Source organism: Candidatus Bathyarchaeia archaeon (assembly GCA_038883335.1).
GTDB lineage: Archaea > Thermoproteota > Bathyarchaeia > Hecatellales > Hecatellaceae > JAVZMI01.
In genome coordinates this window covers 38,126-53,627 of sequence record JAVZMI010000009.1, presented here as the reverse complement: position 1 = coordinate 53,627, position 15,502 = coordinate 38,126, and the positions used below count along the sequence as shown (strand labels likewise).

Annotated in this window: 17 protein-coding genes; 8 read left to right on the top strand and 9 right to left on the bottom strand. The window is 46.9% G+C overall.

All coding sequences use genetic code 11. The features are described 5' to 3' along the window. The coding region (locus tag QXJ75_05510) for a hypothetical protein (protein MEM3737521.1) at window positions 1-367 on the bottom strand (367 nt) is incomplete at its 3' end. A gap of 140 nt (window positions 368-507) precedes the next feature. Between QXJ75_05510 and QXJ75_05505 the strand changes: the two genes are divergently transcribed. Both QXJ75_05505 and QXJ75_05500 read left to right on the top strand, forming a co-directional pair. Then, window positions 508-2,001 (top strand): polysaccharide biosynthesis C-terminal domain-containing protein, encoded by a 1,494-nt coding sequence (locus QXJ75_05505; protein ID MEM3737520.1) that lies wholly within the window; start codon window positions 508-510, stop codon window positions 1,999-2,001. A gap of 525 nt (window positions 2,002-2,526) precedes the next feature. After that, window positions 2,527-3,507, top strand: a complete 981-nt coding sequence (locus tag QXJ75_05500; protein MEM3737519.1) for a glycosyltransferase — start codon at window positions 2,527-2,529, stop codon at window positions 3,505-3,507. A 43-nt stretch (window positions 3,508-3,550) separates the two neighbouring features. Here the strand turns inward: QXJ75_05500 and QXJ75_05495 are convergent, their stop codons facing one another. Further along, complete coding sequence (locus QXJ75_05495; protein ID MEM3737518.1) at window positions 3,551-4,594, bottom strand: glycosyltransferase; 1,044 nt, start codon at window positions 4,592-4,594, stop codon at window positions 3,551-3,553. A gap of 243 nt (window positions 4,595-4,837) precedes the next feature. On the opposite strand from QXJ75_05495, the gene QXJ75_05490 reads away from it, so the two are divergent. Next, the gene (locus tag QXJ75_05490; GenBank protein MEM3737517.1) at window positions 4,838-5,848 is read left to right on the top strand and encodes a glycosyltransferase; all 1,011 of its coding nucleotides are present in this window, start codon (window positions 4,838-4,840) and stop codon (window positions 5,846-5,848) included. A 12-nt stretch (window positions 5,849-5,860) separates the two neighbouring features. Here QXJ75_05490 and QXJ75_05485 read toward each other — a convergent pair whose 3' ends face one another. Next, complete coding sequence (locus tag QXJ75_05485; protein MEM3737516.1) at window positions 5,861-6,370, bottom strand: dCMP deaminase family protein; 510 nt, start codon at window positions 6,368-6,370, stop codon at window positions 5,861-5,863. A 228-nt stretch (window positions 6,371-6,598) separates the two neighbouring features. Between QXJ75_05485 and QXJ75_05480 the strand changes: the two genes are divergently transcribed. Further along, entirely contained in the window at window positions 6,599-7,222 is a 624-nt protein-coding gene (locus QXJ75_05480) for a ZPR1 zinc finger domain-containing protein (GenBank protein MEM3737515.1), read from the top strand. Window positions 7,223-7,329: 107 nt separating this feature from the next. Next, window positions 7,330-7,641, top strand: a complete 312-nt coding sequence (locus tag QXJ75_05475; protein ID MEM3737514.1) for a hypothetical protein — start codon at window positions 7,330-7,332, stop codon at window positions 7,639-7,641. On the opposite strand, the gene QXJ75_05470 is transcribed toward QXJ75_05475, so the two are convergent. Continuing rightward, entirely contained in the window at window positions 7,607-7,780 is a 174-nt protein-coding gene (locus QXJ75_05470; GenBank protein ID MEM3737513.1) for a preprotein translocase subunit Sec61beta, read from the bottom strand. The two genes, QXJ75_05475 and QXJ75_05470, sit on opposite strands and share 35 nt — an antisense overlap. A 102-nt stretch (window positions 7,781-7,882) precedes the next feature. Between QXJ75_05470 and QXJ75_05465 the strand changes: the two genes are divergently transcribed. The 3 genes from QXJ75_05465 to QXJ75_05455 are packed head-to-tail and all read left to right on the top strand — an operon-like array spanning window position 7,883 to window position 9,779. Continuing rightward, window positions 7,883-8,326: a DUF488 domain-containing protein gene (locus QXJ75_05465; GenBank protein MEM3737512.1), complete on the top strand. Its 444-nt coding sequence runs from the start codon at window positions 7,883-7,885 to the stop codon at window positions 8,324-8,326. An 18-nt stretch (window positions 8,327-8,344) separates the two neighbouring features. Then, window positions 8,345-9,481, top strand: a complete 1,137-nt coding sequence (locus QXJ75_05460) for an MBL fold metallo-hydrolase (protein MEM3737511.1) — start codon at window positions 8,345-8,347, stop codon at window positions 9,479-9,481. Window positions 9,482-9,488: 7 nt separating this feature from the next. Continuing rightward, the gene (locus QXJ75_05455; protein MEM3737510.1) at window positions 9,489-9,779 is read left to right on the top strand and encodes a MazG nucleotide pyrophosphohydrolase domain-containing protein; all 291 of its coding nucleotides are present in this window, start codon (window positions 9,489-9,491) and stop codon (window positions 9,777-9,779) included. Here QXJ75_05455 and QXJ75_05450 read toward each other — a convergent pair. The 5 genes from QXJ75_05450 to trpD all read right to left on the bottom strand — a co-directional run bounded on the left by QXJ75_05450 (window position 9,776) and on the right by trpD (window position 15,490). Next, window positions 9,776-10,054, bottom strand: a complete 279-nt coding sequence (locus QXJ75_05450) for a winged helix-turn-helix domain-containing protein (protein MEM3737509.1) — start codon at window positions 10,052-10,054, stop codon at window positions 9,776-9,778. The genes QXJ75_05455 and QXJ75_05450 overlap by 4 nt on opposite strands. A gap of 16 nt (window positions 10,055-10,070) precedes the next feature. Next, the gene (locus tag QXJ75_05445) at window positions 10,071-10,409 is read right to left on the bottom strand and encodes a YbjQ family protein (GenBank protein MEM3737508.1); all 339 of its coding nucleotides are present in this window, start codon (window positions 10,407-10,409) and stop codon (window positions 10,071-10,073) included. Window positions 10,410-10,465: 56 nt separating this feature from the next. Further along, complete coding sequence (locus QXJ75_05440) at window positions 10,466-13,933, bottom strand: DNA polymerase II large subunit (protein MEM3737507.1); 3,468 nt, start codon at window positions 13,931-13,933, stop codon at window positions 10,466-10,468. A gap of 18 nt (window positions 13,934-13,951) precedes the next feature. Beyond that, window positions 13,952-14,197, bottom strand: a complete 246-nt coding sequence (locus QXJ75_05435; protein ID MEM3737506.1) for a hypothetical protein — start codon at window positions 14,195-14,197, stop codon at window positions 13,952-13,954. Between the two features lie 234 nt (window positions 14,198-14,431). Continuing rightward, the gene (trpD, locus tag QXJ75_05430) at window positions 14,432-15,490 is read right to left on the bottom strand and encodes an anthranilate phosphoribosyltransferase (GenBank protein ID MEM3737505.1); all 1,059 of its coding nucleotides are present in this window, start codon (window positions 15,488-15,490) and stop codon (window positions 14,432-14,434) included. Window positions 15,491-15,502: the final 12 nt, after the last annotated feature.

The following is a 15,502-nucleotide window of genomic DNA, read 5'->3' as shown; positions in this document are numbered from 1 at the left end:
TTGCATCACATACGATGACATTTTCATTCATCGAAAACGCCTTCCTATCTCGAATATCTACAGTCGTAACGTGAAAATTTGCGAGCAACCCTATAATCCAATGCCTATAGGACCCGATGTCTAAAATGGTATTTGGTTTCAGTCTGGCGATCCAAGAAGATGCAAATTCGCATTCAAAATCGATATAGCTCTGCGGATGAAAACCTGCCTCATAGATAATTTTCTTAAAAACTCGAAAGCCCCTACTGTTTCTTTCTACTTCCTCCATTTGGCGCCTGTAATTCGCCTCGAACTCCTTTGGAATTCTGATGCGCGTCCTTTCCAGCCGCAAGCCAAAGATAGAAAGTAATTTATTTATTGGATGCATAAGACTCGACTATTTTTCTTAAGCTGGTAACTTGTATTTGAAGTGATATGCTCCGCATTTTAAAGGGTGTAGCCTAACTTCGAACATTGGATAATATTAAAAGTACAGAAGGCATGCATAATCCTCGTAAGGCGAATAAGTTGAGCGGGTCTATAAGACTACGTTACTCTGGTTTGGTCGCCTTTGGCTCAAGGATCGTCAGCATGCTTACTGGGCTGATATTCATTATCATAGTGACGCGAAATCTTTCAGTTGCAGATTTTGGCATATGGCAGTATATAAGCATCATATTGGGCTATGCTGTTTTTCCATCATCGTTCCTACCTTTCTGGATTACGAGGTTTTACGCTAGGGGCTATTCCATAGGTAAAACGGGAGTTGTGAGCAACCTTATAATAGCTTCGGTTGCTTTTCTAATATTCATTTTTATCTCTATTCCTGCCTCTAACATTATTAAAACTGACATCTCTTACTTCTACATAACCGGTACTCAAATTTTTGTGATGTATTTGTATGCAAGTTTACGTGCCTTGGCTCAAGGTCGGTATCCCCACCTAATCGGTTATGCTGAGATGCTTTTCGAGATTGCGAAGATAATTTTCGCCTTCCTACTCTTTTATGTTCTCCGGATGGGTTTAGTCGGCGCAATCATTGCCGTCATATTCGCCTATGCTGTTGGTTGTTTATTTTATCTCTCGCGTTTTATAGGCGAAATTGGAGAAGATATTAATTGGAGCTTGAGTAAGAAGTGGTTTTCACGTATATGGGTGGCCGCCCCAGATCCCTTTGCCGGATTTTTATACAGCCTAGACTTGCTGGTTTTAGCTCTTATTATACACCAACCTGAGCCGCTGGCTCTATATCGAGTTGCCGCTTCTGTGGCAGTAACGACTCACTTTGCGGCAAGTTTGGCTATAGCGTTGTATCCTAGACTCTTAAGTGGAGGTGGGATCAGGGATGTTGAAGAAATTTTGAAGCTATGCTTGATGTTTTCCATTCCTATGGCCGTGGGAACCTTTGTATTAGCAGAGCCGCTTTTGCATCTTTTCAAATCCGATTATGAGACGGCTACACCGCTATTGAAATTGATGTCGGTGTGGGCGCCTATGGTCCCTTTGATCGTAGTTATGGAGAACGTTATTTTTGGAAGTGTAAAGGTGGATTTGGATGTTAATGTCTCATTCAAGAAGTTGATGAGTAGTATGCTCATCGTATGGCCTCTCACCAAATATATACGTGCATTTGTTGCTCTCCCACTTATCTATTTATTTGTAAAAATATCTCTAGAATATTTCCCACAACAGCCTTATTTGTACGCAACGATTGGCTGCTTTTTAGCCAATTTCATAGCCGACATACTTCTATTCTTATTAGCCTATCAGATATCTAGGAAGGCATTGCAGTTCAAATTTCCCATCAAGAACCTGACCCGGTATTTGGGGGCCGCTACTGTTATGGGTCTGCTCGTATGGATTATTCACCCTGCTAGAAGTTATGAGACTGTTCTGACCGTGGCGGTTGGCAGTTTTGTCTACTTCGCTGTATTGTCGTTGATTGATTCGGAAAGCCGAAAACTCTTCAAAGACGTTTGGGCATATCTTCAATCTTCCAGGAAAGAAACGACAATACCTTAACAAATATGGTTACGGCATTTGCCGTCATGACGAAATCCTTTATAAAAATAAAAATAGATCAAGACTGCTTTGACCTGATGTAACAGCAGATTCTGTTAATATGGCATTTAGTATCTTTAAAGACTTTTGTTTGATATTTTAATAAAGAAGAGTTACCTAGACTTATCGGCGTATTTTCTACTAGAAAACAATCGGGTTGTATCAACAAAGAGAAAAAAAAGTTGGATTCAAAAGCGTAGCGGTGACCTTGAGCACACATTCCTTTGTGCCCTACGTAATCTTACCGCGACGTGTACCCATCGCTTGCCTATAAAATGGGTAATCCTATCCCGTGCCTTGTAATTTGAAAGTCAAAGATAGTAAAAGCTACCGCCACTCTTTGGAGTGAAGCCCTATTGGGGCTGCACCTTATAAAGTATACTTGTCAATTCATCTGCCATTGAAGCCATTAAATATGTTCAGCTATACCATTAGAAGGATTTAATCATCTGAGGGTATTTGCGTGCGCGAGCGGTAGTGTGTCGTATGAGCAACTCTCTGAACGGGCAAAGCTTTAATTCTAAATTTGAGAAAGCTCTCAAGGTATTAATAGTTGGTTACCCGTCTTTTTATGGAGAGAGCGCCTGTTTAGAGAGAGCCTTCTATGGATTGTGCAATGCTCAACTGGTTAATCCGCATCATGGCTATTACTTATCAGATCTGATTAAACATCCTAGTTTCAAAATGTTTCGAAGGATGCTGGGAAGACGTTTTGATAACGCTATTAAGCTCCCTGGGAATACATTCGATTCTCCTGACATGATACTCGTGGTCGACCCAGTGAGGGTAAATTTTGACTTTAGTTGTCACAGTAACGCGAGGAAAGCATACTACGCCATTGACACAATCATGGGTGGATTTGAGGTGCATAAAGAAAGGGTAAAGATCAGTAAGTATGATTATGTGTTCATAGCCCATTATGACTACATAGATAAGTATCGTGACGCTGGTTGTAGGCATGTCTTCTTTCTGCCATTAGCCTGCGATCCAATTGTTCACAAAAGGTTAGATGTGCCTGAAATTTACGATTTTGCATTTGTGGGAAGGTTAGATGGCAAGTATTACGAGCAACGCCGTGTTTTCATGGAGGAGCTAACGAAATTTTTCCCGAAAAGTTTTATCGGTCAAGGCTATCTTCACCATGACTATGTTAAGTTGTATAATATGGCTAAGATTATTGTAAACTTTCACGTATTTCCTGGATTAAACAGGCGAATATTTGAAGCTATGGCATGTGGCCGTCTATTGTTAACGAATGATTTCTCCGGCAGAAATCTGCTTTTTGAAGACGGTAAACACCTGGTAATCTATAAAGACTTGCCTGATGCTGTTGAAAAAATAAAATACTACCTTAAACACGAAGAGGAGAGAGAAACCATAGCGAGAAACGGTCAAAATGAGGTCTATTCTAAGCATACATGGCTACACCGAGCAAAGTATATTTTATCAGTAATGTTGGGAGAGTAGAATCGACTAGAAGCTCATTAAAAAATGCGGCGAACCCATAAAACTAGGGACCACCTGATAGGCTAGAGCCGAGGACGGTTGTTAGTAACTCTGTTATTCGATGTTTGTATGTGTGCTTATCTATCACGATGTTATAACCTTGAACTGCAATACGCTTCCTCTCCTCCTCATGCGATAGATAATAATCGACCCTCTCCTCAAGCTCCTCCAGTTCCCCGTAGAGCACGATATCTCTTCCATCTACGAATAGATCGTTGAGGCCGTTGTCTATCTTGTCAGCCACCACCAACCTGTTACACGCCATACCCTCAAAGACCCTAGCCCCAAGCGTCCCCCTATTTGAGACTTGGAGCACAATCCTAGACATCGAATAAGCGATCGAAGCGTCATGCATGTAACATGCGCCCTTGCCATGCCCGACAGTTAATAGTTTAAATCTACTTCCCAACCTCTCTAACACTGTTCGCCTATCAGGGGTTAGACTCCCCAGAAAGGCGACATCATACTTGACTCCCACATCTTCTAACTTCCTGAAGATGGAGGGGTCAACAGCGTAGGGAAGCCAATGTACCCTACTACAACCCAGCTCCTCCAGCATTGGAATATAATCTTTCTGGCCGCAGAACACATAATCATACCCCCAGACCCCACACCGCGCATATGCCTCTCTAGCCTTGGGGGAGTGAGGGTCAAGAGCGTAGAATACTTTAACCGAGTCCTTAAAACGGTCAAGCTCCAAGCGGGTCTTCACGTAAGGTTCAACAACTAGCACAACATCAGGCTCCCTAGGCAGAGGTCCAAGATGCCTAAGCCTAGTTTTGAAAAGTTTATAGAGTAGCCTAGGCAACCCGAACCTCTTCAAGAACCACTCATGGACATCAAGGTAAACCGTAACCAGATTAACACATTCGTAAAGCGCGTGCTCGAAATACCTTACGATAGAAAAGGGGTTCGAGTCGCAAATCAATAAAACCAGAGGAAAACCTAGCCTATCTTCTGCGGCGGGTAGGGACTCTTTTGCGGCATTCTCCCCTGAAGGGTTCACGCTGGATTTAGGGGCAATAGAACGACGCAACTCAAAGCTCAAAGCTCCTTCACCCGACCCTCTCCCTCGTAAGCTTACGACATTACCCTTATTGAACTTTCGACAGATGGGAAAAAAGAATTGTATAAAACACGCCAGAAGATGTTATAGAATAGCAAGCTGAATTAGAGATATAAAAATTCAGCAAAGAATAGGTTAAGGATCCTAGGGAGCATGTAGTAGATGCATCATAATCTCCCGCTAACCTTCACTGATGAAAGTGATTCACCATTATTAACGGTGGCTATGCCGTTAAAGAACAGTGCATGGTGTATAAAGGATACACTGGACTCCTTAGAGAGTCAAACCTACCCGAAGAGACGTATCCAGCTAATATTCGTTGATGGTTACTCTACAGATGAAACCTACAGCAAGATTCTAGCCTGGGCTGACGAGCACAGACACGAATATTATGAGATAACAGTCCTGAGGGAGAAGAGTAACATCCCCCAAGCGAGAAACATCTGCCTCCGCAACTCTAAGGGCAACTACATACTCTTCTGGGACAGCGACGTCAAGGCGCCCCACGAGGGGATCAACACCCTCCTCACCCACCTCAAAGACCCCACCACAGGAATGGCTGGGCTACCCTACGACATAGACAAACCAAGCCTCTTCGACCGCGTCTACAGAGCCCGAGAGCCCCCCCACACATCCCCAGTTGAAGGGTTGACCATGGGCTTCACCATGATCAGGCGAGAGACCGTTGAGAAGACAGGACTCTTCAATGAGAAGATGACCGGATACGAAGACAGAGAGTACTGCCTCAGAGTCAAGAAGAACGGATACAAACTGATCTTCGACCCCACAGTTAGATGCATACACTTGAAACCTGAAACCTTCCTATCAGGCAGATACCTAGAGAGAAAAGGAATTTTCGACTACAAACGGTTCCTTTGGTATAATCTCACCAAAGCCCCAACCAACATAATAGAAATAGCCAAGAGGAACCCAAAGACACATGCCGCCAAGACAGCCTACTACCTCTTATACCCACTTGTACTCGTAGCCGCAATCCTTTCACTATTTACCTCAAACCTGATAACCACAGCCCTATGCCTACTATACGTCGGGCTACCTGCAGCCTTCCACCTCCGCAAGACGAGGAGGGTGTCATACGGGTTGGCAGCAGCCGCCATATTTACCACTGGAGGGATCGCCCTAGCTTACGGTATGACCAGCCTAGCATTGAAGCGAACCCTCACACAAATTTACGCCAAACTGAAAAAGGCACAACACAACCCAACAGTCACATAAGCCGAACTTATGCTACGGGCTCAGCCTTAACCGGCTCCTACCCCCAACCATCTTAGGATCTATGTAATCGCTCATCTTAGCCAGCTGCTCAATGGAGAAGGTGGTGTGCGGGGTCTTAGCTTCTAAGAGTCCAGCGTTAATTATCATCCTAGAGCAGAGACGACAAGGTGTAAGATAATTCTCAGATAGTATTAGCCTTGTCTTAGCATCCACACCCGAAATATAAATTGTGCCCCTCAGAACGCTGACTCCAGCCCTAGCAGCGTTGATGATCGCATTCTGCTCCGCATGGACACCCCTACACAGCTCGTAGCGTTCGCCTGGGGGAATTTTGTTGAGTTCACGGATACAGTATCCCAGATCTGCACAGTTAGGCGTACCTCTTGGTGAGCCATTGTAGCCGGTGCTGACTATCTGGTCGTCCCTGACTATTATGGCGCCATAGCTTCGCCTGAGGCAAGTGCTCCTAGCAGCTACCTCCAACGCAATGTTAAGGTAGTACTGATCTTTCGAAGGCCTCACACTCAACCGCTGCCGCTCCTCTAATCAGCTAATAGTGTAGCTAAATGAAATAAAAAATGAGTGGCTGGCGAAAGTAATCGGCGATCCCTGACAATATACTACCTACAGGCTCTTAAAAAAAACCACGTATACATGGGTCACGCTACGGCCAGTGTTACGCGATACTACCCAGCACACCCCACACCGGTTTGAAGCAAACCTATATACCTCAAACTCTGCCACGTTTAGATGAATCCGCTGGACTGTTGGACGGCGATAGAAGGAATCCAGATGGGCGTTGGAAGTTATGAGGAATGCCCTGCCTGTAGGTCTGAGAAGGCTATGATCTCTCAGTCTGAGGAGGAGATACCATACATTGGGCCGGTCGTCCTGCTGGCAGTAAAATGCTCCCGGTGTGGATTCAAATATAATGATATAATTTATCTGGCGACCAAGGAGCCTAGTTTCTATAGCATTAAGGTAACCGGCGTTGAAGACCTCAAGACACGTGTAGTTAGATCTGCTACAGCTCATATCAAAATCCCAGAGTTGAAGGTGGATGTCACTCCTGGGCCTCAGGCTGAGAGTTACATCTCCAATATTGAAGGTATACTCCTACGTGTTGAGGACGCTGTCAAAGCTTTAATAACCTTAACCCAAAATCCTCGGCAGAGGAGGAGACAGCTTGAGTATCTCGATAAGATTAGGATGGCCAGAGAAGGGAAGATCCCTTTCACGTTAATCATAAGAGACCCGCAAGGACTCAGCGCCCTAATCCCTCAGAATGACAAGAAGGTTAAAAAACGGAGGCTCACCATGAGAGAAATCGAGTTACTCACGAGACCAAAAACCCTCCAAACTTCACTCCTATAGCCAAGAGACACTTTCTTGAAAGCGGATTTGGAGGGCTCAGTTTATTATAAGCGAACTTATCTATTGTAGTTTGAAGGTTTCAAACGAGAATCCCTTGATGAGGAGTAATGAGTGATTCCGGGATCAGCCCTTCAGTGTTTCACTTCCTAGAACGTAACATAGGGAAGCGGGCTTTAGTTATAATAGACAGAGAGTTCGGTTATGAAGGGCTAGTAGAAGCTGTGTCTCACATCCCGCCGGGAATATGGTTGACGGACGCTGAAGCGGTAGTTTTGCGGACGACATTGGCAAACCCTCTCCCGCGCATAGTATCAAGAGAGAAAAAGAGCGAGCTATTCTTACACCTTAACTCGGTTCTACGAGTGGAGATTCTCCCCAGCAAGGTTACGGGAAGAGGAAAGGAGCCAACGCCACAATAACTGCCAGCGCCACTGCTGCTACAACCACTACCTCCGGTCGGATCTTAACCCCGAATGATTCCTCCTCATAGAAGCGGAGAAGCCCAGCGGCTGTAGAAGGCATAGGCGCCCCTTCACGCTTCTTTCTAACTCGGCTCATATAACACACCGAATTTTTATCGGCTTCCACGCCGATTTAATTCTGTCCAGTTATTTTTAACTTGGCAGCATATAAGTTTGAGGTTTAGGATGTGATCGAAGAATGGAGGTATACTCGATAGGCCATAGTAGCCGAACTCTTGAGGATTTCCTAAACCTCCTTGAGGAGTTCCAAATTCGGCTTCTTGTCGACATACGCAGGTTTCCTAGGTCTAGGTGGCCTTGGTTCCGTGGGGATGAGCTAAGAGGCGCCTTAGCGAGGCGGTCTATAAGGTACGAATACCTGGGACATTTGCTGGGTGGATTCCGTAAAGGAGGCTATAGGAGCTACATGGCAACTGAGGATTTTAGGAGAGGAGTCGAGAGGCTTCTAGAGCTCGCAAGGGGGCAACGCACCGTGGTGATGTGCACGGAACGAATTGTGTTTCGCTGCCATAGACGCTACCTCAGCAACTATCTGCAGCAACTTGGAGTTCGCGTGATCCACATAATTAGCCACGGCGAGAGCCTAGAATTAAATTATATTCCAGAACCTAGGAGAAAGTAGAAATTTAAAATAAAAATAGTGACGGTTGTCAGAGCGGATAATTCGCACAGCTCTGACGACTCAAGTTTTAAAGCTGTTGATCAAAACCTTGAAAAATGCAGAATGGTGAATACCATTCTATTTCTAGGTGGTGGGGCGAGGACGTTTAGAGTTGAGGTAGGGTGGGACAACGGTGTAGTGGTAATGAGTAGAGACTCGGCCATCTGCTTTGACCCAAGCAGTATAAATACCCAATACAGACACATCTTCATCTCACATGCCCACAGTGATCACACAGCCGGATTTATGGCGGGGCGCTCGGAGAAGTACTCGACTCCCGCCACTGCAGCCATATTTGAAGCTATGACAGGCCGAACCGTTGGTAGGCTCAAGACATTGAATTATGGGGAGAAGGTGAAGGTGGGCGACTTCGAAATAACCGCACATAATGCTGGGCATATACTTGGCTCGGCGCTTTACATGGTGGACACGGGAGAAGAGACGGTTCTTTACACTGGCGATATTAACTGTGTGGATACAGTTGTCACCAGAGCCGCAGAGGAAGTCCACTGCGATGTCCTAGTGTTAGAGTCCACCTACGGCAGCCCAGACTTTCTCTTCCCCCCACGAGAGGAGATCTACAAGGATCTTGTGGAGTGGGTGGTCTCTGAGGCTTGGAGTGACGCCCCCCCAGCTTTCTACGTCTACCCGGTTGGGAAGTCTCAGGAGATAATCAAACTGGTAAATCACTTCACAGAGATTCCAGTTGTAGTCGACCCGCGGATCGCGAGGGTGAACGAAGTTTACTCGAGTTTTGGGGTAAAGCTCAACGCGGCTATAGATGATGGAAGCTCTAACAAGTCTAAACGTGGCTGCTTGGTAGTCAAACCGCGTCGACTCTTTGACCCTTCAAGACCCGAGCCAGGTGTGACCCCGGCCATGGCTACTGGATGGGCTTTGCGGTTTAGGCGCGCAAATAGAAGCTTCCCGCTCAGCAGCCACGCGGACTTCTACCAACTCCTAAGCTATGTGAGACATGTTAAACCCAAAATCGTCTACACAAGCCTAGGCATGAACGGCGAATTAGCCAGCCAAATCCGTAAAAAAATAGGTGTTGAGGCTCAGCCTTTGAAAAATTTAACCAAACAATGCCTTCATAGCAACAGTTTCGGGTGAAGAGGACTTGCATATTCACGAATTTCAGAATATGATGCGTAGGATATATTATAGTAAAGATTCTAAACGGGGCGTTAACGGGACTTACGTTTGGTTGATTGAGGAGGTAGCTGAACTCGGTAAGGCTCTGCAAGGAGAGAGTAAAGTGGCGTTAGAGGACGAATTCGCGGATGTGTTAGCGTGGCTTTCTTCACTTGCAAACTTGGCGGGTTGCGATCTCGAGGCTGCGGCCCTTCGGAAATACGACGGAAAGTGCCCCCGATGCCGCCGTGAACCTTGCCATTGCAATCAAACCTAAAGTATAGGCTGCTGGCCTAGGCCAGTCTGCTCCCAGACGAATCTGCGCTTAGCTACATGCCTTCTTTGGACGAGTTTTCTGCTTTCGAGAAGCTTTAGGTGGTAGAGTAAGGTTGAGGGCGCTAAATTTATTTGCTCACTTAAATCCCTTAGAGAGAGATCTCTTTCTTCTAAGGCTTTGAGGATTAGGCTCCTCGCGCGCAGTCCAGCCTTCCTATTTTTCAAATTAGGTATGAAGGCGTTAGGATGTTGGATCTCCCAAGGCAGCCTTAACACCCTAGTCTACATAACCTTACACTTTTGTGAGGCGAACGGCTGTGCCGTAGACTACAACTTCTCCGATATTATGATGCCCGCCTATCTCGGGTGAGAACATTTTTACACCGATAACGGCATCTGCACCAAGCTTGCTGGCTTCAACCTTTAGCCGCTCCAGTGCTTCGTTTGTAGCATTCCGCATTAGCTCCTCATATCTCCCGACTCTGCCGCCGATGAGGTCTTTGAAGCCTGCGATCAGGTCTGCGCCAAACCATCTAGCCATAGCTACAGGGGCGGATACCACGCCTAAAACCTCGCTCACATCGTATCCGGGAATTTTCTCGGTCGTCGCGATTACAACTTTTGAGGACAATCCACATCCCTCAATCCATAGGAGGCTTCTAAAAGCCACTAATAAAGCTTGAGGGATTACATAAAGTCCGTCAACTCAGTTGCCTTTACCTTCTCCTTAGTTTCTTCCTCCCCTCCCGCAAAAACTGAAGCGATCTCGTCAGAGATCAAGGCTACTCTTTGGTTATAGTAATCCTCTAGACCATAAGTCTTAGCGATCCACTCCGCCACTTTAAGATACTTCTCCACAGTACCTTTGAATACTGTGAGAGATAGCTGGCCTCCGCAACGGAGGCAACGCCCCTTTAAGGGTATACGACGATACCTCGAGTTACATCTCTTACACCTGAAGGATTGAGATGCGAAGACTCTGAGATTCCCTGCGATGTCCCGCATAAAGTGAACCCCAAGAACTCTTCTCGCCACATCCTTTGCATCTACACCTTCGAGGATGTCCATAAGCGCCATCTGGCTTTGAAGCTTATCCATCATCGTCCCCAACCGCTTGTACCTGTTCTCACGGACGCCAATGTTGATGTCGGTGACATCGTGTATAAAGCTGTAACCCTCATACTGCGCCGGTCTCCCAAGCCTGCAACCTACTGTGTCTAAAAACTTTAACGCATATTTGGAGTCCACACACACAAGCGAGTTGTAATAAAACTCTAAGGGGTAAAGATCATTCAACTCAAGAGTCCACACCTGATCGTCTACTTCTTGAGGGGCTATTATCGGAGTTAGGAGCAATGGAGCATCCATCAACCCGCCGATCTGTGCTGGCAGAAATTCCCTAGAGAAGTTCAGAAACACGTCTAGAGCGAGGATTAAGGCGTCTTCATCTCCGTCACAATCACGCCTCTTGGCTGAGATCCAAAGTGGGTGCGAATAACACACATTAAGCTTTGAGAAACCTATGATTCTCCCCAGAACACCTGCGGAGGTATGGGGTGAGAGGCCTACCACCAGATGCCCTAGCAACCCGTATCTATCTTCAGCCTTATAAAATGCATCTAAACCATAAAAGCGTGCCAGTAGCTCATCTATGAAGTTGGCCACCCTAGCTAGATAGTCGCCGCATCGCTCAGGAATTATTAGATCTTGAACCTTTAATTCACAGGTCTGATCTGAACTTTCCAGCGGATTACCATGCCTGTCTATTGTGTAGCCGAGCCGTTTCAGCCTATCGATGGAGACACCTATTTCCGACGGCCTGAAATGTGTGAGGGGAGCATTAGTTAGATCATACCTCACCGTGCCGTCTTTGAAGACGTAGAGATCATACTTAGCTCGAAGGATGCCTTTCTCAAGGGGCTCAGGAATCTTATTGGCGCTCATCAACCCCTTCACACCCTTCAACACCTTGGGCAAATTGACACCCAACCGGCGGCATGCCTCCATCAACCGCTCCCTCATGTCAGGGATCACTTGAACACTATAGAATCGCCCCTCGGCGTTACAGCGGCTACACTTCCGATCTGCCAACGTTCTGGAACAGACAGGGCACACCGCCTGTGGCACTGTCTCATACCCACAAACTTGGCATCTAGCTTCATAGGTGACGACTCCACAAGCCTTACAAAACTTCCGCGCTATTTCCACCTCTACACTCCCATCTACTTCCGAAATGTTCCGTTGCGCCCCCCCGCTCAGACCAATTGGGAAGAGAACATGAACTGGGGGCTTCATCTTCCTCTCGTCCGCCTTCTCCGGCCGCCCCATACGAACCCCGACGAAAGAGGGGTACTTATCTCTCACCTCAAACCCAGCCAGCTCTGACACAACCCGTAAAATTTCCGGAGTCTCTGCTATCTCTAGGCTCTTCTCAGGTATGCCGAGGCACCTCGCCAGAGTTGGCGCATCCTCGTCCACGATGATCTTTCCATCTGAAACTTTGTGAGGGAGGAGGAGCTTTTCCATTATAGTTTTTATTCTCACGTCGAGGTTCAAGGTGATCTTTCTAACCACCTTGTTTTCAACCTCGAGATCAGAGCCTAGGATGCGGCTTCTCAAAGCCTTTAACTCCTCCACGCTTATATTCCGCCAAAAGTAACAGTATCGGGGATGGAGCGGAATTTTTATGGCTGTCGAGATCTTGACGGCCTCATCCGCGCTAGGCTTAACCTTTAGATAATTCGTTAACAGCTCTCTGAGTCGCACCGCCGGGATTCCTACCACCTTACTGATATTTTCAATGGCTTCGTCGCCTTCAGGCTCCATGGCCTTCTTGACCTCGCACGCCCACCACTCCTCCACGAAGCCTGAGGGCATCAGCGGCTTGCCGTTCTCTAGGAACTCAGCCACGGCAATCAAGAGGTCGCCCAAGAATAGAACCTTCTCAACTTTGCCTTTCACTTCGTCTCTCTTTTCGGATGTCTCAACCCTGGCGACGGAGCCGTCCTTCAACTTGACTATTGGAGGTTCTATGGTGTCCACGCTGCTAACGACCCCTGCCTTACCCGGCATCTCGAGGCGTAGTTGCGTTCCAACAGCTATGAAATCATTAAGTATCGACATGGTTATCGGATGAACCCCCACGCAGGCGAGGCCCGTATTCCTAGAGCGCCCGTAACGTAACCTGAACCCACACCCACGTCCGAGAAGGAAGGGAAATGAGAAGACTGGACGGCCGGCTATTATATCTTGGAGGTATGTGGGTTCTGCGTCCTCAGACTTATCCCGCTTAACCTCCCCGATGCTCTTCAGCCAATCCCAACCCGTCAGGTTTATCTCATTTATCACCTTCCAGACTTTGAGAGCTCTCCCTGCTATGCCATCGTTAATAACTCTTAAAGCACCTCCTCGAACACAGTTGGTTTCAACTGAAGGGAGATTCCTGTACGAAGAGACTTCAACCGGATCTGTCTTTATCCCTGTGACCTCTACAGGAAGGTGGCTTAGAATATTCTCGATAACCTCGTCGGTGACGTGAAACTGGAACCGACCCACTTCACGCTCATAAAGCCGGAGTTCTTCGCAGAAGCGGCCTATCTCATCTCTTTGTGCTTTATAAGCGTCGAGACCAAGGAGACGCCTTACATAGTCCCCCAAAACAGTGACCAAGGCGAGCTCAGTCCCACCCGCAGACCTCATAGGCCCAGCAAAGTATAATGAGAGGTAGCGGGAAGGCGTAGACCGCCCCAGCTCATCCCAGCGCTGCTTGATAGCAACCTTCACGATCCCCTGCAGAGGGGCTACTGTTACCCCCTCGTTCAGTATAGCCGCGCCTGTCTTCACCGCTTGTTCCGCCGCGGCCTCCGCCGTATATACCCCGAACCCACCATAGACTATCTCTTCAGCTATCTTGAAGGCGAGCTGAGTTCTGGGGAGGTGGTGTAATTCTTGGATACGTTTTCCGACACCGTGAGGGCCAATCATGTACTCGACGCGGTCGGCAAGATCTCTTGATATACGGATCTCATCCTCGACTCTGCGTTTGACATCTAACCCTCTAGCCTTGGCTTTATTGGCGATCTCAAGTATACGTCCCAGTTCAGCCTCCAAGTTTGCGAAGTACTTCGCGTAATTTTCGCTACATATGATGTTCAATGCCTCATACCCAACGGCTTAGGTGGGTTTTTGGTAGAACATGTCGGTGAATTTGCAGTATATGTCTACCTCTTGGCTGCCGGGGGTTACAGGTATCTGGTTTTTGATCCCGCACAGGCTACAGGTAATATCAGCAGTATAAGTGTCCTTATGCATTGTAACTTTTATCGACTGCCCTCCACACTTGGGGCAGACGAATACGTTAGGGAGCCTCCTCTTAACAGGCTTTACTACCTTCCTCTTCCGCCTTCTACCCACTCTCACAACCCCTGAATAGGAAACTCCCTCATGATTAATATCCTTACCTATTCAGCTTAGCCCTTACCAGCCGCCCATATGAGCTCACAGTAAACACTCAAGACAACCTTCACAACAATTACTAAAAACTAACGATCAACTAGAGATGAACCTAAACCCAGCCTAGCTCTATTCACTATAAATTAGAAAGACTTGTTTCCATACGGCTTTGGAGATGACAAAAAATGATCCACTGGTTAGCTACGCATGTCTCCTTTGGGCTTCCTCGAACCGGCCCATATCTCCGCCTGTCTTTTTGATTAGGAGGGTCAATTTCTTGAGGGCTCTACCACTCTCTATAGACTCGCGGGCAAGATCTATTCCCTCTTGAATATTATCTGCTCTTCCACAGGCGACGATCCCAGCCGCCGAATTCAACACTGCCATGTCAGCTTTTTGATCTTTCGCGCCATTGAGGATCCTGATGCAATGCCCTATATTCTCCTCCAAGTCTCCGCCAAGAAGCTCCTCAATTCTCGATGCTTCTTTGAGTCCGAACATGGACGGCTTGATGTGGTAAGTGGCAATTGCGCCTTGATTTAACTCGGTGACCCTAGTTTCTCCAATTATCGAGATCTCATCAACCCCGATGAGACCGTGGGTTACCAATGCACGCTCAACACCAAGTCTGCTTAATACTTCAGCGAGCTTCTCTGTAAGATCAGCACTATAAACGCCTAACAGTTGAGCCTTAACAGGGGCTGGATTTGTAAGGGGGCCTAAAACATTGAAGACTGTCTTTATTCCCATTTCCTTTCTCACCTTAGCAACATTCTTCATTGCAGGATGGAAGAGCGGAGCAAATATGAAGCCAATCCCTAACTCCTCTATACACTCTTCAACAATCTTAGGTGAAGCCTGAATATTCACTCCAAACCCTTCCATCAAATCAGCGCTACCGCACCTGCCGGTTACAGACCTATTACCATGCTTCGCAACATATCCGCCAGCCCCAGACACTACAAGAGCAACCAGAGTACTGACGTTAAATGTCTTAATCTTATCCCCGCCAGTCCCACAAGTGTCAACAAGTATGCCATTAACTTTAGGGCGGACTGGAACACAAGATTCACGCATTACCTTGGCGAAAGATTCCAGTTCATCTACTGTTTCGCCTTTAAACTTTAAAGCTGTCAAAAAGGCGGCTATCTGGGCTTCTGTAACCCCGCCAGCCATTATTAGCCGCATCACGTCCTCCGCTACTTTAGGACTGAGGTCTTTCCCTTCGGCTAAAGTTGCGATTATTTCTTTAATTTCCAAACCGACCCCTCG